This window comes from Viridibacillus sp. d25.2 (assembly GCF_055456015.2).
The window spans coordinates 1170862-1190187 of record NZ_CM196652.1; the positions used below are offsets into that span (position 1 = coordinate 1170862).

Here is a 19326-nt window from a genome sequence, read left to right on the forward strand (position 1 = left end):
AGACAAAATCCCCTTTGTTTAGTTGTTTAGTACATGAAACGGCTTTTAAAACGTAACTGATCAAATTTTTGAATTGATTCATTATCAACTCTACTACCAATTCGTGCCATTAGGCAATTTGCAGGGTGTGAAGAGATTTCAGGTTCGTCAGTGGCGAAGTTCTCTAGACCTCCTGCATTCATCATTTTCTCCATAATCTTACGATATTCCCAGACATTTAGTCCTGTTCTTTTTAAATCCCAGTGCCAATAATATTCGGTCGTAATAATGATATAGTCTTCCATCGCATCATCCATCATAGATACGCGAAGTATTTGTTTGCCTACGCCTGTTCCGCGAAATTCTGGTATGACTTCGATTGCTCCTAGTTCAATTAAATTTTCCATTTTCCCTTCAGACCAACGTTCTAATGGATCAGGATATAAAAAGGTTGCATAACCGACGATGGTATCCTCATTACGAGCAATAATAATACGTCCTTCCGGTAATTTTGCTATTCCTATTAGCGCTTTAAATTGTTGTTTAGCAACACGAAAAGCTGTTAAATCCTCATGGAACTTTAGTTTTTCTAATTGTTCAGGAGGGATAGGACCTTCAACTACAATTTCACCTGATTTCGTATCCATATTAACGTCATAATAAGTTTTGATATATTCCATTATTTCACCGCCTTACAAAGATATTGTATTTCAATTATACATGAATGAAAAAGAGAATAATCACACAAATGAGAAAATTATATGTCTAGTGTCGTAAGTTTGTGTAGCTTTAAAAAGATGAACAAGGAAGTTTAAGTATAACTGGATGGTATAAGAAAAGAGCATTCTACATATATGTAGAATGCTCTTTTTGAAGGATTAATTGTTGTTACCAGTGCCATTATTTTCAGTGCCAGTATTTTTGTCTTTATCCTTACCTTTATCGGTGCTTGGGTTTTTGTCTTTATCTTGCTCAGTTGAATTGTCTTTATCTGTTGTCGGCTTTTTATTGTCTGTACTAGGTTTCTCATTTTGGTCTTTGTTTTTGTCTTTATCGGTATTCGAATTCGGATTTGAATTCGGATTTGAATTCGAAGAATTGTTATTTGGCTGTGTATCTTTGTCTTTATTTTTATCTTTATCCGTGTCTTTATCTTTTTCATCTTTGATAGTAGGATTAAGTTTTTCTTTCTCTTTCGACGATAGAATACCTGAAGGATCACCGCCAAAGATACCCAACATACGAGAGATAAAGTCAGGATTTAAGCCACCACTTGAATTGAAACTATCATCTGGACTAGTAGGTAGCATTACTTGCGAGTTAAATAAGTCAGTACGTGAGAAGCCCGCTTTTGAACACGCTGATGATAATGCTCGTCCAGACAAACCACAGAATGTTTGGCTTACTACACCTGCAGGAGCAGAGAAGCGTTTACCAGATGCTGTAGCTAATTTAGGATTAGAATCATAAACAGAGTTCATCAGTTTAGCCCATAACATATTTATACGAGTACTTGGTTGCAAGTAGGTCTCATTGTATTGATTAAGTGTTTGAGGAGTATCATAACCCATCCATACACCTAGTGAAATGTCTGGATTGTACCCAACCAACCAAACGTCATTATAATCTTGAGCTGTACCTGTTTTAGCTGCGAAGTCTGCACTAAATTTCAGTCCAGCATTTGCTGTAGTTCCAGTTCCTTGTTTCAATACATCACGCATCATATCCGTAATGATATATGAAGTTTGTGGACTGTATACTTGTTTCGCTTTAGATTTGTGTTTATATACAGTTTTACCGTCTGAATCAACAATTTTTGAAATCATATATCCATCTACGAATTTACCGCCATTTGCGAAAGTCGCAAATGCATTTGTATTTTCTTCAACTGTTACACCGTATTTAAGTGCACCGATTGAAGTTGCGTAGTTTGTATAATCACTTGCATCTAAATTTGAGAAGCCATTTTTGGCAAGTAAATCAGCTGGTCTACGATTCATGATTTGGCTATATAGTCGAATGGCTGGTAAGTTTTGCGAATCTTGTAATGCTTCACGTGCCGAAATAATACCCCGGTTATCACTTACAGTATAGTTTTTCGGAGACCATCCAGGGATGCTAAATTCCACATCGACTACTGGACTACCTGCACCAATTAAGCCGTATTCAATTGCTGGTGCGTATACTAACAGTGGTTTCATAGTAGAACCATTTGAACGTTTTGCTTGTGTCGCGTGGTTTAACTCTATCAATTTAAAGTCACGGCCACCGATAAAGCTTAAAATTTTACCTGTTTTGTTTTCCATGACGATACTACCAACTTGTACAGGTACATCAACTTGTTTACTTTTTCCAGTCTCTGAATCTGTAACTGTCTTTTTAAATGTAGCACCGTAATAGGCAAAGTTGTCTTTTACATTTTGCATATTGTCATACATTTTCTTGTCAATCGTAGAGTATATCTTGTAACCTTTTGATCGCAATTCACGATCTGCTAAGATTGTATACTTTTCTTTTAATTTCTTTTCATTTTTTAAACGTTTTGGATCTAAGCCATCTTTTTTAGCTAAAATTGTAGCCATTATATCTTTTGCACGGCTTTCAATTTCATACGTTACATATGGATACTTTTCTTCCGGGCGAAGTTCAGATTTACGGAAATCTTTTTTTATTTTGTATTTCAATGCTTTTTTATATTGCTTGTCCGTAATATAACCAGTTTCATGCATACGATACAAAACAGTTTTCATACGATTAACACCAAGTGCTAATGCTTTTTTATCTTTAAGTTGTCCTTGCTGTGTAAATGGCGTATAGGCATATGGTGATTGTGGAATACCTGCAATATAAGCAGCTTGTGCAAGGTTAAGATCGTTAGCTTTTTTGTTGAAAATTCCTTCAGCTGCTGTTTCGATTCCAGCAATATTACGTCCAGATGAATTTCTACCATATGGAATAATATTTAAATAAGCTTCTAAAATTTCATCCTTTTCCATGAAACTCTCAAGACGCATTGCTAGTAATAATTCCTTCGCTTTACGTTCATATGAAACTTCATTCGTTAAAATTTGGTTTTTGATTAATTGTTGCGTTAATGTTGAACCACCAGTTTGTGTAGCAGAGTTCGTTACATCTTGTAACAATCCACGGAAAACTGCTTTTGGCACAATTCCGTTATGTTCGTAGAAGTACTCATCCTCTGTAGCCAGAACCGCGTTAATTACAAAAGGCGAGATCTTATCTAGAGTTGTTTCACGTCGTTCTAAGTCCGAACGCATTTTACCTAAATATTTTCCACCTGCGAAGTAGAGATCACTCGTTTCATCGTAAGTTAAAATATCACTACGCATTTCAGCCTTCGCTCGTAAAGGCTCTTCTTTTACGAGGGAGGCAAAATATCCAGCGCCAATAGACCCTACGAATACAAAACCTACAACTGCTAATATGATAAATAATAAACATAAATTCCAGATTACGCTTGATGTTATACGTATGGTTTTCATCCATCTCACAGAAGTCATTTCTTGAATGCGATTGTCTATTTTTTCAACCCATTTTTTAAATTGTTCTATCACTAAATCGACCTCCTAAAATCTCGTTAATTATACCATAATTGAATTATGACTAATAATATTTATTGACAATGAATCTAAATGAAGTACAATAGTCATTAATAGTTTTTCGAGCGTTGAAAAGTGCGCAGTAGTGAACATATTCCCTGTATAGAGAGCTAGCGGTTGGTGAAAGCTAGTCACAATATGGACACGAATTACACATTTGGAGCGAGAACGTATGCGTCGCGTTAAGACGTATGAGCCGGAAGAATCATTTTTTCTTCAAGCTGGGTGGTACCGCGTTAAATTGTGATTAACGTCCCTGCATATTTATATGCAGGGACTTTTTTATTTATATTAGGAGGTAAGGAATATGACAAATCCATTATTGGAAGATTTACAGTGGCGTGGCCTACTGTACCAACAAACAGATGCTGAAGGCATGGAAAAATTATTAAACGAGGAATCTGTTTCTTTGTATTGTGGTGTTGACCCAACTGCTGATAGTATGCATATCGGACATATTGTTCCACTACTTACTTTAAGAAGATTCCAAATGGCAGGTCACGAACCAATTCTATTAGTCGGTGGTGCTACTGGTATGATAGGTGACCCATCAGGTCGTTCTGAAGAGCGCCAATTACAAACAGTAGAACAAGTAGAGAAAAATGTTCAAGCTATTAAAAAACAATTAGAGCGTATTTTCGATTTCAATTCTGAAAACGGTGCAAAATTGGCAAACAACCGTGACTGGATTGGTTCAATGGATACAATCGAGTTCCTTCGTGACTATGGTAAATTAATCAATGTTAACTACATGCTTGGTAAAGATACAATTTCATCTCGCCTTGATACTGGCCTTTCATTTACGGAATTTGCATACACAATTATTCAAGGTATTGACTTCAACCACTTATACGACAATATGAACTGCCGTATCCAAGTTGGTGGTTCTGACCAGTGGGGTAATATTACAACTGGCCTTGAAGTCATTCGTAAAACACATGAAGAAGAAACAAAAGCATTTGGTATTACAATTCCATTAGTAACAAAAGCAGATGGTACAAAATTCGGTAAAACTGCTGGCGGAGCAGTTTGGTTAGATGCTGAAAAAACATCACCATATGAGTTTTACCAATTCTGGATCAATACAGCTGACTCTGATGTCGTTAAATATTTGAAAATCTTCACATTCCTATCCCGTGAAGAAATCGAAGTATTAGAAGCTGCTGTAGAAACTGAGCCACATTTACGTAAAGCGCAAAAAGCATTAGCTGCTGAAATGACAAAACTAATTCACGGTGAAGAAGGATTAGAACAAGCAATCCGCATCACAGGAGCTTTATTCTCAGGTGATTTAAAAGCACTTTCAGTAGAAGAAATGAAAGTAGCATTTAGCGGTGTACCTTCTGTTGAAATCTCAAAAGAAGATCAAAACATCGTAGATCTAATAGTCGAAGCTAAAATTTCATCTTCAAAACGTCAAGCTCGTGAAGATGTAACAAACGGCGCCATCTCAATTAACGGTGAAAAAATTACAGATTTAGCATACACTGTAGACGCTAAAGACCGCCTAGAGGATGCATTCGCAATCGTAAGAAGAGGCAAAAAGAAATACCACATGGTACAGTTCAACTAAATGCTGAAGCGGCCCGTTTAATCCCGACAAGCACTGAAGCTCTCGAAACAAAAGCGTCATTTCAGCTTTTGTCCGAGAGAGCGGAAGTGACCTCGAGGGATTGGCCGCTGAAGCTGGATATCTGACTAAATGCTGAGGACGCTCGTTTTAAGGAACGTAACCTAAGTACACGGCGTCCTGCCGCAACGGTTACGTGACCCACATCGTGTGGGCCCTCGACAGGCACTGGAGGTCTCGAATCAAAAGCATTACTTCAGCTTTTGACCGAGAGACCGAAGTGACCCGAGAAGCTGGCGTCCGAAGCTGGATATGCTACTTAAGGAAGGCAACCTAAGTACGCGACGTCCTGTCGCAACGGTTGCATGACTAACATCCTGTTAGCCCAAGACGCTCGTTTTAAGGAACGTAACCTAAGTACGCGGCGTCCTGCCGCAACGGTTACGTGACCCACATCGTGTGGGCCCTCGACAAGCACTGGAGCTCTCGAAACAAAAGCGTCATTTCAGCTTTTGTCCGAGAAAAATATGCTAGTGCACAAAGACTACTACTCACTTTAAAGTGAGTGGCAGTCTTTTTTTATCTTTGTGAAGGAGCATAGAACATATAAATATTATGATAATCAAACAAAACTATTCTTTATATAGAGTAGGCTCTTTTGTGCAAAATTAACCCTAATTAATCTTAAAATATTGAAAAATAAGAAGGATTACAAAAAGACTTCCCACTAAATGTGAAAAGTCTTTTACTATTTTTTATTCAGATTATTTTTCAAGTATCCATTCAGGTAAAACTAAATCTCCATACTCTTTTGGATGCAACAAGTTAGCTAACTTCAATGCTCCTTCTAGTAATCTAGGAGAAGGTCGGCAATAGAGCCATTCTTCCATTACATGAAGGCGGTCTAACTTTATGGCAGTCATCTCTAAAGCACCAGGTCTTTTCAGTAGGTGCCCAGGCTTAATTCGGTGATGCTGCACACCGACCCATGCTAAAAATGCATAATCAGGATTTCGATTTAGTACATCGTTCCAATCAGTTTGTACACTAGCTAATTCAACATCAGCAAAGAGATTTAGACCACCTGCGATTTCACTTACTTCAGTCAGCCAGTTGATACCACCTGGCGTGAATATAGGGTTCGGCCACCATTCCCAATATAATGAAGGTTTAATTTCACAACTTTCGCCGATTTTCTTCATATTAGCAACAAAGCCTTCAAATTCAGCAGCTCTTGTTTCAGCGTGCTCGAGTACGCCACATGCTTTACCTAGTATACGTAAATCTTCAGCAATTTCTTGTAGACTATTAGGGTTTAGAACGATATGAGGAATTTTACGATTTTCAAGTTCTTCAATGTTTTTCTCCATTCCAGGAACGCTAAGTGAAGCGAGAACGAGCTCAGGCTCCATGCTTTCAAGCAAATCCATATTAATGGAAAGATCAGGACCAAGGCGTGGTAAATGCTGAATAGCAGATGGCCAATCAGAAAAATCATCGATAGCAATCAACTGATGTTCAAGCTGTAAATAGGTTAGTAGTTCAGTATTGCTAGGGCAAATTGATATGATTTTCATCTATAAAAGACCTCCTTGTTAAATAAAAAAGCCATTCGTTAAGCGTCATTATACCATAACGGTTGGCTATTTTTGGATACAGCGATTACAAGTAGCAGTATGATATTCCATTAGCTTAATTCTTCGTTTCCATTAACTGTTGTTGATTGTTGAATAATCTTCATAGCAGAATTGGGATCATAACCAAGTACCCAATTGCCATTTATATTCGTTTGTGGTACACCGAGATGACCAGTTGCAGACATTAATTCTTGTGCAATTTCAGGCTTTTCTTGAATATTTACTTCCTTATAAGGAATGTTTTGTTCGTTTAGAAAATTTTTCATTAACACGCAATAACCACAATTTGAAGACGAATAAACAGTTACGTCATATGTCATTTCGTATTCCCTCCTTTTATATATACTAATAGGTATTTTCAATATACTACCAGGGGTATTAATTTTCAAATGTTTTGTTTATAGTATATTTACTTGACACAATACCTTTAGGGGTATAATATCTAACTGTTACTCGATATGCTTGAATTGAGGTGATGATAATGGAGTATAACGATCAAATTAAAAATCGATTGAAACGAATAGAAGGGCAGTTAAAAGGTATTATTCGTATGATTGAAGAAGAGAAAGAGTGTAAAGATGTCATCACACAGCTATCTGCTTCTCGATCAGCAATTGATCGTGCAATTGGACTTATTGTAAGTACTAACTTAGTACGTTGCATGGAAGATGAAAATGAGCTTAAAGGAAAAGATAAAGAAACTTTAATTAAAGAAGCTGTTGATCTATTAGTGAAGAGCCGATAATCGTCTCTTCCTTATTTTAACATACTATATACCCGGTGGGGTAAGGAGATAATGAAAATGAAATCAATTTCAGTAGAAGAAGTACAACAATTATTAGAATCTGGTAAAAAATTGAACTTGATAGATGTTCGTGAAGTGGATGAAGTAGCAACGGGCATAATTCCAACAGCTACTAATATTCCTTTAGGTTTAATCGAATTTCGTATGAATGAACTGGATAAATCAAAAGAGTACATTATGGTTTGTCGCTCTGGTGGGCGTAGTGGCAACGCAACAATGTTTTTAGGAAATCAAGGCTTTAATGTAGCGAATATGGATGGCGGCATGTTAGCTTGGGCTGGCAATGTTGAATAATTGAATAAGATTCAGCTATAAGTTCCGTATTAAAGAGTATGTGATTTACATACTCTTTTTTATAATGTACATTTCAGTCATAATCAACTGAACTTGGATCGTTTTAAAGAAAATGCTAATTTTTTTTGTTTTTTCTGTTATTCTATTAAAAGAAGTGTTTTTATTTAATGAGGAGTGTTTTTTTGTAAAATGAATTCTATTGATGAAATGAAAGAAAAAGATCAAATACAACCGTTTTTTTCTATTTGGCTTAATCCGAAAAAGACAGCTAGATTTGTATTGGAAGAAAAATCAATTGGTTATGCCATTATGTTTATTATACTTAGCGGCATTGCGGGTACTATAATTGCAACGTCAGACTCGGAAATATATCCAACTATGCCTATTTGGGGAATTATCATACTATGTACGCTGTTAGGTCCAATTTTAGGTTTACTATCAGTTTCCGTTTCTAGCCTTGTAGTATGGCTGTTTGGTAAACTGTTTGGTGGTCAGGCAACTTATAGAGAAATGTTCAAAGGGCTAAGTATCGTCGGAATTCCGGAACTTTGGTTATTTCCATTTATGTTTATATGGATGGCTTTCTCGCCAGCGACTTATTTTAAAATTGATATAGTTCCTGGAAATGTTTCATTTACGATTATTGCTATAGTAGCATCAATTGCATCAATCATTATTGGAGTTTGGTCAATAGTTATTAACGTAGCTATTGTATCTGAGGTACATCGATTCTCAATATGGCGTGCTGTATTAACTATCTTAATTCCTGGTATTATTTTTATTATTATCCTTATTGCTATAATAGCTGCTATTGTGGGACTCATATTGGCTATTCAAGTATAAATTTTTTGCTCTTTCGTTAAATCGGAAGGGCTTTTTTGTAATAAAAAAACCTTAGAAATTGTTGATAATTCAACATTTCTAAAGGTTTTAAAGCTGTTATGAACTGGATTAGCGAGAGCTCGATTCAAAAAAGATATTAAGAATGGATTAGATATTGAAATTACTACAATTAGCAAATCAAACGATACAGAAGAATACTATAAGAAAGGAACAGGGTTATACCGCATTTTAAAACCATGTTCTGCATATGATGGAAATTAAATGTGTACAAAAATAATAAAGACCAGGTACTCGCAATATAATTGAGTCCTGGTCTTTTAATGTTCTATACAGTTACATCAAAGTTTGATTCTAAAACTTCGTTAAATTATTGATACACGTTCTTTATCTTAATATTCCCTAACTTCAAATGAGGCAATCTTGTCATGTACTATATATTCCGTTACTTTTTTATAAGGCGAAAGTGTTTTTGAAAATTTGAATGTTGAAGTACCCTGAGAACTTTCAAACCAAATTAAGTAATTATTTAAAACTTTATTAGTCACATCATATTCTTTTGTTATGCCATTTACTAAAGTGATACTTAGAATAGCACTCGAATGTTCAGTGTTTTGTTTCTTGACGATAACTGTACAACTAGCTGCTAAATCTGTGTTTTCTATCTTTGCAGTGATAATTGCTTCTCCTTCACGAAGAGCTGTTACATTACCTTCTTGGTCAACAGTCGCAATTGATTCATCACTGCTTGTCCAAATGATTTTTTTATTTGCAGCGTTTTCGGGCAATACGGTTGCTGTAAGTTTATCGTGGCTATCTTCAACTAATTCTAATTTGTATTTATCTAATGAGATTGTTTCAACGTTAGGTTCAGGTTTAATAGTAGCGTCATACCCCCAAAGTTCTAATTCATGAATAGTAAGATTAACTACATTGGTTGTACTTCCATTATTTTTGGTAATATTAATTCTAAAATGCGTAAATGGTTGTTTATTATCTATTTCAAAGGCATTTTCACCATCTTGCCATATAGCATAATTGCTAACACTATCAAGCTTTGTCCAATTAACCCCATCGTTAGATCCTTCAAAAGTCCAAGAATTCGGTAAATTAGACATATAACCAGGATTACTACTTTGGTGTTGCCCATAAAATAAAATATACTTAGTTAATATCTTCGGTGTATCAAATTCATATCCTAGCCAACCCGTTTGTGTATTAGTTCCCCAAGCTTTGAAGTTATTACTAACTGAATAGTGTGGTACTCCGTCAAAAGCTAAAAATGGTTCTAATACTTTGGAACTACTTGTTACTTTACCAGATGGTGCATCATTCGATGTCATTTTTGGAATTAAACTTTCAGAAACTGTAGTCTCTGCTTGTGCAGTACTAGAGAAAATAAAAAATGGTAGACTTAATAAAAATATAAACATTATTTTTTTCATTAAATTTCATCCTCCTTATGATTACTACTCTAGTATATTTTTGGTAATAAATATATAATAAAAAACATGTAGTTTTGATATCTGTCTATCCTCACTAAGTTTTATCTCATAGTAAAAATTTTAAATACATAACAATAGGTAAGCGTGGACTGAAGGTATTGGAAAAACATTAAAGATATTGATGAATACTTCGTTGCATATTCTATTAAAACTCGAGGGGATCATAAGAAAAAACACTATTTAAAAGTAGCTTTACGTAATAAGATGAATGAAAAAGTAAAAATGCGACTAAAGTTAAAATATGATAAAGAGCAATAGCTGATGATGGCTTTTGCTCTTTTTGCTGTCTGATAAGTTAAACATGTCTGCCTGCATGTTATTCCTAAAAATAAATAAGTTCACCCAGCAAAGGTACCAAGGGTTTAAGTGTTTCCCCACAAAATTTTAGCACGAAGAAAACCACCTCTTTGAACTTTCCTCGAGTAAGTCCCACAGATAATAAAGTTGTTTTGAGTAACTTTGGATACTTGGAGAAAAAGAAAAAACCTTGAAACTGTTGATATAACAGTTCCAAGGTTTTGAGATAATCTGCTTTTGGAAAGCAAGAAGATTAACGAGAGTAGTACTCTACGATGTAAGCTTCGTTGATTTCAGCTGATAATTCGCTGCGTTCTGGAAGACGTACAAAAGTACCTTCTTTTTTGTCTGCATCGAATGATAGGTATTCTGGTACGAAGTTGTTTACTTCGATTGCTTCATTAACTACATCAAGGTTTTGAGATTTTTCACGAAGAGAAATCACTTGACCTGGTTTTACGCGGAATGAAGGGATATCAACGCGTTTGCCATCAACCATAATGTGGCCGTGGTTTACTAATTGACGAGATCCACGACGAGTGCGTGAAAGACCTAAACGGTATACTAAGTTATCAAGGCGAGTTTCAAGAAGGATCATGAAGTTTTCACCGTGGATACCTTGCATTTTACCAGCTTTGTCGAATAGAGTACGGAATTGACGTTCGTTCATACCATACATATGACGAAGTTTTTGTTTTTCTTGTAATTGTAAACCGTATTCTGATAATTTTTTACGTTGGTTAGGACCGTGTTGTCCTGGTGCGTAAGGGCGTTTTTCGATTTCTTTACCTGTGCCGCTTAGTGAAATACCAAGGCGACGAGACAGTTTCCATGATGGACCTGTATAACGAGACATAGAGAGTCTCCTCCTTCAATTGGTTTTATTTTGTTGTAAAATAAAAACCAGATGTATCCAGAATTAATGTCATTTTATTTTCATGTAACTTCGCCCATGCAGCCAAAGGGTTACGTGTTACACCATCCATTTCTGGAGGAATAAAATGAAAGCAATAAAACCATACAACTGCTGCGTTTATTTTACACAAAGCCAATTGTAACTTTTACATAGTAATGTGTCAAGAAAAATGAGAGATTGCAGAAATGATAAAACAAGTGGATTAAGGATAATTCAAGGAGTTTTGATATAGTTTATTTAAATTAAGAAGTTTTTTCCAAAAGAACTATAGTTGAAAAGGCTTATTTTATGTATAATAGAGTTAGACAAGATCATATATAGCATGTTTTGAAGGAAAAGGTGATTGCATGGCAGATTATCAACAAACAATGCAAAATGTAAAATGTCAGATCCTAGACTTGTGGACAGATTTAATAGATGAAAAACTTAATAGTAGTGAATATTTCGGACTATTAAAAGGAATCCTCTTAAAATACTTCGGTATTTCAAAAAGTGAATACTTACATTTAAAGAAAGATATGTTCTCCCCTGTCTCTATTGATGTAGAACAAGAGAATAAAATACATGGTATTCCGAGTGCATTATTAGAGCCGTATTTTCATCAACAGTATCCATTCCCAAGCGCATTTGTTGATATTTTGGAAAAGAAATATGATTTTGCTGATGACGCAATAGTTTTACGGGAAGTAAATCAGAAACCATTTGGCATTATTATTGTGCAAGAAACTGGGTATTGGAAAGAATTTACGAAGTCAAAGTATATACATGATTTTGAAATGCTAATCTCGCGTGTTATTCAAATAATACAAAAAAATAAAAGAACCACATATGAACAAAAGATGAACACTGAATTAGTTAGAATGACTGGTATTTTCCATTCATCGATGGATATAGATCGAATACTGAAAGCACTTCTTCATGGTGTCAAAAGCGCTCTCCCAAAGTTTGAATCAAAACTTATTTTATCAAATGACCAAGATCGGCATTTAACTGTTGATACGCATACATTTGATTATATGTCTGAACGTTCTTCTACTATAGAAGCCTTTGTCTCTGGCGATATGAAAATTGAGCAGGCAATAGACATCGAATGGTGTGTATTAAATGCACCAATTAAAGGCCGTCAAGGAATTTATGGGGTGCTACAAATTTTCGCACCGCTTAAGTATGTTTTTAGTCAACAAGAGCAAGACCTTATTATGCATATAGCTGAAATATCAGGGAATGCGTTAGAGAATGCAAAATTATATCATCAATCCCATCGATTAGTTTCAGATCTTCAACTTATAAATGAAACGTCCCACCGATTAAACATGAAATTGAATCAAGAAGAAATGCTATTGTTTCTAGCAAAACAGTTAACAAAGTCGTTTAATCCTAATGAGATTTGTTTTGTTTTAAAGGAAAATGATGATTATCAAGTAACAACTGGGAGTACAGCTTTTTTCTTTGAAATTGTATCTAAGCCATATTTGAAATATGTTATTGATCATTTTGATAAATCGACAGATCCGCTATTTGTAGCAGATTTCAGCAGTTTAGTGACTGATAAAGTATCGCTTATGTCCATGATGGCTATACCTATCATTATTCGTGAAAAAGTACATGGTTTTAGCATCGTCTTACATAATGATCCTTATTTCTTTTCTTTTGATAGTTTTAAATTAATGCAATCTTTAATACGTCATTCTTCATTGGCGATTTCGAATACAATTTTACGTGAGCAACTTCAGGAAATGGTAGATCGAGATCATTTGACTAAATTGTTTGCTAGAAAATATTTGGACCGGTATGTTGAAGTCTCGATGGATAAGGATGAAAGCGGAGTCTTTATTCTATTAGATATCGATGATTTTAAAATGATAAATGATACATATGGGCACCAAAAAGGTGATACGATTTTAGTAACGATAGCACAACATTTGACAGATACGGTGCAAGGCCAAGGGATTTGTGCTAGATGGGGTGGCGAAGAAATTGCTATCTATTTACCTAATCAAACATTATTGGCATCAATTGATCTAGTCGATAAAATTGTTGCATCTATTCCAGAAGTAACGGTACCATCAGTGACTGTATCTTCCGGTGTAGCTGCTTGGCAAAAAAATGTTAAACACAATTTTCATAGCGTTTTTCAAAATGCAGATATTGCATTATATGAAGCGAAAAATAACGGCAAAAATCAATTTCGTTTGTTTGAAATGGACGATGTCACATATTAAGATGTTAAAAAAGAGTTACGTCCAATATAATTGGGGCGTAACTCTTTTGGTATTTTAAGATGAAAGATGTTTTGTTAACACTTGTACAAAATGTTCAATACCTTTACGATCATCATCAGAAAAGCGATTTTGAATAGGACTATCGATATCAAGTACACCAAAAAGCTTACCATCAATGATGATTGGAACAACAATCTCTGATTGAGAAGCTGCATCACAAGCAATATGACCTGGAAATGCATGAACATCTTTAACGACGATTGTTTCTTGTTTAGCAGCTGCGGTACCACAAACTCCACGTCCAATTACAATATGAACACAGGCAGGTAAACCTTGGAATGGTCCTAACAATAATTCATCGTTTTTATGTAAGTAAAATCCACACCAGTTAATTGTATCTAAAAATTGATTTAGTAATGCCGAGGCATTGCTTAAATTAGCAATGGCATCCGTTTCGCCTTCTAATAATGCATCTAATTGCTTAGCTAATAAAGCATATTGCTCTGTTGAGCTGCCACTATAAGAGGATTGTGTAAACATTTTATCTCTCCATTCTAAATTATCTTAAAGGGAAAATTTTATCATAATGTTGGTGTAAATCTGTAACTTGATGAGCGTCAGACCCAAAAACAAGCGGAATCTTTAGAGTATCAGCAAGTTTAACATATTGTAATGGAGGATAAGGTTCTTTACAATCTTTTTTTGATAAACCTGCTCCATTAACATCTAGTTCATAGTCCATGTTGGCCATCAGTTGTAAAATCTCCTCGATTTGTTTGTGATCGTCTATTTTTTCTTGATGAGCTAATTGAAATTTATGAACGAGTGTCGGGTGGCCGATTCGTTTTGGTTTGAAAGGACCTAAATCAGCAGAAATAGATTCTTTTACTGTTTCATAATATAGATTGTAAACTTCCTTTACTGTTCCAACTTTTTCGGCAAACTCCAGGAAAGTCTCGCTTGAATAGTCTACACATGTGTAGGCATTGTCATGTTTTAAAAAGTGAACTGATAAAATAGCATCGTCCAACTGTGGACCGATGTGATTTAAAAAGTCCCGTGTTTGTCGTTCATAATCGGTAATATAATCGACTTCTAAACCAATGCGGATACGAATTTCTGATGCATATTGTTTTTTTAGTTCTTTTAATTTTTCTATGTATGTCGTTAATTGTTCGGTTTTCATACCACTATCCTTCATAGGCGTTGGGTCAGTAAAATTGTTGGGAAGAGGTGCGTGTTCTGTAAACGTAATGTCAGTAAATCCAAAATTGATTGCTTTTTTGATGTAGTCTTCAAAATCATCCAGCGTTCCATGAGGGCAAAAAGGTGAGTGAATATGAGCATCTCGTTTCATAAAATATTCCTCCAACTTGTATAATATAGTGATATGGTAGATATTTTTTTAAAATACGTGTAAACGGTAAACAAATTCACCGAAAACATGGTAATATTAAGGTTAATTAATTGGCTGAAATAGTGATTTAGGAACAGGGGGTCTTACGATGCAGTATATCATTCCCGTCATCATCGTACTATGTATTATAGTAGTATTTATTTTCATTTTGCGTCGAAAACATAATAACGAAATTCAGAGGTTGGAACAGAAAAAGCTTCAAATTCAAAACAAACCTGTTTTGGAGGAGTTAACAAAAGTGAAAGCTCTGAATATGAATGGTCAAACAGAAGAAATGTTTGAGCGTTGGCGTAATAAATGGACGGAGCTTATGGACGTTGAAATGCCCAAAATCGACGTGCTATTATTTGATGCCGAAGAGCATGTGGATAAATTTCAATTTGGCAAAGCGACAGACATTGAAAAAGAAATTGAATCACGTATTAATGAGTACGATCAAGAGATGAACCAAATTTTAAAAGAGCTTGGTGAATTAATCGGTAGTGAAGAGAAAAACAAAATCGAGATTGAACAGCTGAAGGATCAGTACCGTTCAGCAAGAAAGACGTTGTTAGCGCATCAATATTCTTACGGTCCTGCAGCAGATCCATTAGAAAAACGTATGGAGGCATTTAATCCGAAATTTGAAGAATATGAAGTACTAACGGAATCAGGTAACTATTTGCAAGCAAGAGAAATTGTTATTACGTTAGATGAAGAGGGTCAACAAATTTTCAAATTGATAAATGAAATTCCAGCGTTATTAACGGATATTCAACACAAAATTCCATCTCATATTCACGAACTGCGAAACGGTCAACGTGAAATGGAAGAACAATCTTTCTTCCTAAAGCATCTAGAAATGAATGAAAAGTTAGATGTGATTGAAGAGAGTATCGCTGAGTTTAAACAACAAATTGCTGATCTGAACATAATTTCAGTACAGCATCGTGTAAATGAAATCAAAGATGAAATCGATTCATTTTACGATGCATTAGAAAAAGAAGTAATGGCTAAGCGATTTGTCGATGAAAACTTTGAACAAATTGGTAATCGATTAGAGGACGTCATTTTATCAACTGTTGAAACAGCGAGAGAAGCAGAAGAAGTTCAAAAAGGATATCATTTATCAGAAAAAGACGCTGCACTTCCTACCAATTGTAAACAACAATTGATGTCAGTTCGTCAGCGTTATGAATTGTTATCGGTACAAGTAAAAGAAGAACAATCTGCCTATTCTAGCTTACAAGAGGAGTTAAAGGGAGTTAAAGAAGAAACAGAACGTCTATTTGAAGAGCAAGATCGATTTGCTGATCGCTTAAAGAGTTTAAGAATTGATGAAAATAAAGCAAGAGCTACACTTGGAAATCTAAAGCAGTTATTGCATGAAACAGATCGTATGTTAAATAAGGCGAATATTCCAGGGATTCCAGAAGAAATGGATATACGCTTAGAAGAAGCTGAAGAACAATTATTTGTAGTTGTTCAAAGTTTAAAAGAAGTGCCGTTGAATATGATAGTCGTACATAAGAATTTGGATACCGCTGAAAAATGTATTCAAGATGTACATAATACAGCAACAGAAATGCTTGAAAACGTACTTTTGATCGAAAGAATTATTCAATACGGTAACCGTTACCGTGCATCTAATCCGACAATGCACCAACGTTTATTAGAAGCAGAGCAGGCATTCCGTGAATTCCGTTATGCGAAAGCGCTAGAAAACGCGGCTACAGCTGTAGAAGAAGCAGAACCAGGTGCCATGAAAAAAATTCAAGTACTTGCCAAAGACGACAATTGACGTTCATAATAAGAGAAGCATAAAGCCACCGCACGGTAGAGTGCAGGTGGCTTTCTTTTGGAAGGAAGGTTACACAATTGATTTATCTTGATCATAGCGCGACGACAAAACCAGATTCTGCTGTTTTGCAAACATTTATTCAAGCGAATGAAAGATACTATGCAAATCCAGCTTCGCTTCATCAAATGGGTACAGAAGCCAATACATTATTAATGAAAGCAAGGGAACAAATCGGACAAATTCTGAAAACAGAGCCTGAGCATATCATTTTTACGTCGGGTGGAACAGAATCAAATAACTTTGCTATTAAAGGTCTTGCTAGAGCAAACCAACATCGTGGCAAGCATATTCTAATCTCCGCTATCGAACATCCATCTGTCATCGAAAGTGCTCGTCATTTAACAAAAGAAGGTTTTGAATTAGAATTCATCGAAGTTGATGGGAATGGAAGAATTATGCTTTCCGACCTGCAAAGTAAAATTCGTAAAGATACTGTTCTTGTTAGTATTATGCACGTAAATAATGAAATGGGAGCTATTCAACCAATTCCGGAAATGGCAAAGATAATCCGTGCAAATAGTCGTGCATTTTTCCATGTGGATGCAGTGCAAAGCTTCGGTAAATTACCAGTGCAATTTCACGGAGATAGCGGGCCTGATGCTTTAACTATATCTGGTCATAAAATACATGGCTTAAAAGGAACAGGATTATTAGCCTTTTCTAAGCGCATTAAAATCCAACCGATTTTACATGGTGGTGGCCAAGAACTAGGTTACCGTAGCGGAACTGTTGCTGTACCACAAAATGTTGCTTTAGCAAAAGCTATGCGCTTAATTATGGAGCAAATGGCAGAAAGTACAGCGAAATTTGCAAAGTGGCGCGATGATTTACATGCATTTTTTAATAACTTTTATCATGTTCACGTTATTTCAAGTAATGATGGTGCTCCGCATATTATAAGTTGCAGTGTAAGAGGCTTAAAAGGTGAAGTAGTTGTCAATGCATTGCAAAGTGAAGGGTTTATCGTATCAACATCTAGTGCGTGTTCTTCAAAAGATTCCAGTATTAGTCATGTTATAGAAGCACTTCATATAGAAGAAAGTTTTGAAAAAGGTGTTATACGAATAAGTCTTGGTAATGGCTTAACAAATTCAGATATCGAACAATTTAAAGTAGTATTTGCTAAAATGATGAAACAATTAAAAGGAGAGACAATTCAACTATGAAATGGCATGAAATACTAATACGTTACGGTGAATTAACGACTAAAGGACGTAATCGAAAACAATTTATCACACGATTAAGAGAAAATTTACGCTTCTCATTTGCAGATATACCAGATATGAAAATTCGTGCAGAACGAGATCGTATGTATATTAGCAGTGATAACGACGATGATATGGATGAACTGATTAAACGTTTACCAACAGTTTTTGGTATCCATTCTTTTAGTCCTGTTGCAAAATGCGAACCCACTTTAGATGCAATGAAAGAACTTGCAATTAATATTATGAAATCAATCGATACTGATGGTAAATCGTTTAAAGTAAATGCAAAGCGTTCAGATAAAAGATTTCCGTTAGACACATATGAGTTACAACTTGAAATGGGTGGACATGTATTAAGCAACATTCCGAATTTACATGTTCAAATGAAAGAACCTGAAATTGAACTTCGTATTGAAGTACGTGAACATGCAGTATATATGATGGTAGAAGTAATTCCTGGTGCTGGTGGTTTACCAGTAGGTGCCAACGGAAAAGCATTGTTATTATTGTCTGGTGGTATCGACAGTCCAGTTGCAGGCTATTATATGATGAAACGCGGTGTACGAATAGAAGCAATTCATTTCTTCAGTCCGCCATTTACAAGCGATCGTTCACTTGAAAAAGTTAAAGATTTAGCGGAAAGAATGAGTCGCTTTGGCGCAAATGTGCGTCTTCATATCATTCCATTTACTGAAATTCAACAAGTAATCCAACAACAAGTGCCAGAAAACGTAACTATGACTTCAACACGACGTATGATGATGAAGATTTCAGGTGCCGTAAGACAAGAAATTGGTGCAACAGCAATTGTAACCGGCGAAAACTTAGGACAAGTAGCAAGCCAGACCTTAGAAAGCTTAGCTGCTATTAATGAAGTAACTTCAACGCCTATTTTACGCCCATTAATCACATACGATAAATTAGAAATTATTGATGTAGCAAGAAAAATTGACACTTATGATATTTCAATACGTCCATATGAGGACTGCTGTACGGTATTTACACCTGCAAGTCCAAAAACAAAACCGAAATTAGAGAAAGTTGTGTATTATGAAAGCTTTACTGACTTCGATGAAATGATTCAAAAAGCAGTGCAAAACCGCGAAATTCATACGTTTCCGAAGCAGAAGCAAGATGAATTTGCAGATTTACTCTAATACAAGAAAGAATTTCCTG

The 19326-nt window shown here is 35.4% G+C and carries 16 protein-coding genes and 1 other annotated feature; of the genes, 8 read left to right on the top strand and 8 right to left on the bottom strand.

What is annotated here, in order from left to right; genetic code table 11:
* Positions 1–26: 26 nt before the first annotated feature.
* The gene (locus tag ACZLO7_RS05815) at positions 27–659 is read right to left on the bottom strand and encodes a GNAT family N-acetyltransferase (protein ID WP_464938172.1); all 633 of its coding nucleotides are present in this window, start codon (positions 657–659) and stop codon (positions 27–29) included.
* Between the two features lie 198 nt (positions 660–857).
* Positions 858–3500, bottom strand: coding sequence for a transglycosylase domain-containing protein (locus ACZLO7_RS05820; RefSeq protein WP_464938207.1), 2643 nt, complete (start codon positions 3498–3500; stop codon positions 858–860).
* A gap of 158 nt (positions 3501–3658) precedes the next feature.
* Positions 3659–3860: a binding site (T-box leader), on the top strand.
* A 46-nt stretch (positions 3861–3906) separates the two neighbouring features.
* Here ACZLO7_RS05820 and tyrS point away from each other — a divergent pair.
* The gene (gene tyrS, locus ACZLO7_RS05825) at positions 3907–5172 is read left to right on the top strand and encodes a tyrosine--tRNA ligase (protein ID WP_464938171.1); all 1266 of its coding nucleotides are present in this window, start codon (positions 3907–3909) and stop codon (positions 5170–5172) included.
* 761 nt (positions 5173–5933) lie between these two features.
* Here the strand turns inward: tyrS and ACZLO7_RS05830 are convergent.
* Positions 5934–6746, bottom strand: a complete 813-nt coding sequence (locus ACZLO7_RS05830) for a cobalamin-binding protein (protein WP_464938170.1) — start codon at positions 6744–6746, stop codon at positions 5934–5936.
* Positions 6747–6856: 110 nt separating this feature from the next.
* Complete coding sequence (locus ACZLO7_RS05835; RefSeq protein ID WP_464938169.1) at positions 6857–7126, bottom strand: glutaredoxin family protein; 270 nt, start codon at positions 7124–7126, stop codon at positions 6857–6859.
* Positions 7127–7287: 161 nt separating this feature from the next.
* On the opposite strand from ACZLO7_RS05835, the gene ACZLO7_RS05840 reads away from it, so the two are divergent.
* From ACZLO7_RS05840 to ACZLO7_RS05850, 3 genes are all read left to right on the top strand, one after another.
* A complete protein-coding gene (locus tag ACZLO7_RS05840; RefSeq protein ID WP_038187870.1) occupies positions 7288–7551 on the top strand; it encodes a metal-sensitive transcriptional regulator in 264 nt (87 codons plus the stop codon).
* Between the two features lie 57 nt (positions 7552–7608).
* Positions 7609–7905, top strand: coding sequence for a rhodanese-like domain-containing protein (locus ACZLO7_RS05845; protein WP_464938168.1), 297 nt, complete (start codon positions 7609–7611; stop codon positions 7903–7905).
* A 189-nt stretch (positions 7906–8094) separates the two neighbouring features.
* Positions 8095–8748: a YIP1 family protein gene (locus tag ACZLO7_RS05850; RefSeq protein ID WP_464938167.1), complete on the top strand. Its 654-nt coding sequence runs from the start codon at positions 8095–8097 to the stop codon at positions 8746–8748.
* Between the two features lie 389 nt (positions 8749–9137).
* Here ACZLO7_RS05850 and ACZLO7_RS05855 read toward each other — a convergent pair whose 3' ends face one another.
* Together ACZLO7_RS05855 and rpsD are read right to left on the bottom strand one after the other, a co-directional pair.
* Positions 9138–10190 carry an Ig-like domain-containing protein gene (locus ACZLO7_RS05855; RefSeq protein ID WP_464938166.1) on the bottom strand — a complete coding sequence of 351 codons (1053 nt, stop codon included), beginning with the start codon at positions 10188–10190 and terminating at the stop codon, positions 9138–9140.
* Between the two features lie 610 nt (positions 10191–10800).
* Positions 10801–11403 (bottom strand): 30S ribosomal protein S4, encoded by a 603-nt coding sequence (gene rpsD, locus ACZLO7_RS05860; RefSeq protein WP_464938165.1) that lies wholly within the window; start codon positions 11401–11403, stop codon positions 10801–10803.
* 407 nt (positions 11404–11810) lie between these two features.
* On the opposite strand from rpsD, the gene ACZLO7_RS05865 reads away from it, so the two are divergent.
* Positions 11811–13685, top strand: coding sequence for a sensor domain-containing diguanylate cyclase (locus ACZLO7_RS05865; protein WP_464938164.1), 1875 nt, complete (start codon positions 11811–11813; stop codon positions 13683–13685).
* Positions 13686–13739: 54 nt separating this feature from the next.
* Here ACZLO7_RS05865 and msrC read toward each other — a convergent pair whose 3' ends face one another.
* Both msrC and hisJ read right to left on the bottom strand, forming a co-directional pair.
* A complete protein-coding gene (gene msrC, locus ACZLO7_RS05870; protein ID WP_464938163.1) occupies positions 13740–14225 on the bottom strand; it encodes a free L-methionine (R)-S-oxide reductase MsrC in 486 nt (161 codons plus the stop codon).
* 19 nt (positions 14226–14244) lie between these two features.
* Positions 14245–15042: a histidinol-phosphatase HisJ gene (gene hisJ, locus ACZLO7_RS05875; RefSeq protein ID WP_464938162.1), complete on the bottom strand. Its 798-nt coding sequence runs from the start codon at positions 15040–15042 to the stop codon at positions 14245–14247.
* A gap of 148 nt (positions 15043–15190) precedes the next feature.
* Between hisJ and ezrA the strand changes: the two genes are divergently transcribed.
* From ezrA to thiI, 3 genes are all read left to right on the top strand, one after another.
* Positions 15191–16882 carry a septation ring formation regulator EzrA gene (gene ezrA / locus ACZLO7_RS05880; protein ID WP_464938161.1) on the top strand — a complete coding sequence of 564 codons (1692 nt, stop codon included), beginning with the start codon at positions 15191–15193 and terminating at the stop codon, positions 16880–16882.
* 77 nt (positions 16883–16959) lie between these two features.
* Positions 16960–18108 carry a cysteine desulfurase family protein gene (locus tag ACZLO7_RS05885; RefSeq protein WP_464938160.1) on the top strand — a complete coding sequence of 383 codons (1149 nt, stop codon included), beginning with the start codon at positions 16960–16962 and terminating at the stop codon, positions 18106–18108.
* Entirely contained in the window at positions 18105–19307 is a 1203-nt protein-coding gene (thiI, locus tag ACZLO7_RS05890; RefSeq protein ID WP_464938159.1) for a tRNA uracil 4-sulfurtransferase ThiI, read from the top strand. The genes ACZLO7_RS05885 and thiI overlap by 4 nt, the downstream gene beginning before the upstream one ends.
* Positions 19308–19326: the final 19 nt, after the last annotated feature.

Bases quoted from the DNA above. Each gene is read 5' to 3' on its own strand.
- ACZLO7_RS05815 (WP_464938172.1), bottom strand. From the start codon at position 659: ATGGAATATATCAAAACTTATTATGACGTTAATATGGATACGAAATCA.
- ACZLO7_RS05820 (WP_464938207.1), bottom strand. From the start codon at position 3,500: ATGACTTCTGTGAGATGGATGAAAACCATACGTATAACATCAAGCGTA.
- tyrS (WP_464938171.1), top strand. From the start codon at position 3,907: ATGACAAATCCATTATTGGAAGATTTACAGTGGCGTGGCCTACTGTAC.
- ACZLO7_RS05830 (WP_464938170.1), bottom strand. From the start codon at position 6,746: ATGAAAATCATATCAATTTGCCCTAGCAATACTGAACTACTAACCTAT.
- ACZLO7_RS05835 (WP_464938169.1), bottom strand. From the start codon at position 7,126: ATGACATATGACGTAACTGTTTATTCGTCTTCAAATTGTGGTTATTGC.
- ACZLO7_RS05840 (WP_038187870.1), top strand. From the start codon at position 7,288: ATGGAGTATAACGATCAAATTAAAAATCGATTGAAACGAATAGAAGGG.
- ACZLO7_RS05845 (WP_464938168.1), top strand. From the start codon at position 7,609: ATGAAATCAATTTCAGTAGAAGAAGTACAACAATTATTAGAATCTGGT.
- ACZLO7_RS05850 (WP_464938167.1), top strand. From the start codon at position 8,095: ATGAATTCTATTGATGAAATGAAAGAAAAAGATCAAATACAACCGTTT.
- ACZLO7_RS05855 (WP_464938166.1), bottom strand. From the start codon at position 10,190: ATGAAAAAAATAATGTTTATATTTTTATTAAGTCTACCATTTTTTATT.
- rpsD (WP_464938165.1), bottom strand. From the start codon at position 11,403: ATGTCTCGTTATACAGGTCCATCATGGAAACTGTCTCGTCGCCTTGGT.
- ACZLO7_RS05865 (WP_464938164.1), top strand. From the start codon at position 11,811: ATGGCAGATTATCAACAAACAATGCAAAATGTAAAATGTCAGATCCTA.
- msrC (WP_464938163.1), bottom strand. From the start codon at position 14,225: ATGTTTACACAATCCTCTTATAGTGGCAGCTCAACAGAGCAATATGCT.
- hisJ (WP_464938162.1), bottom strand. From the start codon at position 15,042: ATGAAACGAGATGCTCATATTCACTCACCTTTTTGCCCTCATGGAACG.
- ezrA (WP_464938161.1), top strand. From the start codon at position 15,191: ATGCAGTATATCATTCCCGTCATCATCGTACTATGTATTATAGTAGTA.
- thiI (WP_464938159.1), top strand. From the start codon at position 18,105: ATGAAATGGCATGAAATACTAATACGTTACGGTGAATTAACGACTAAA.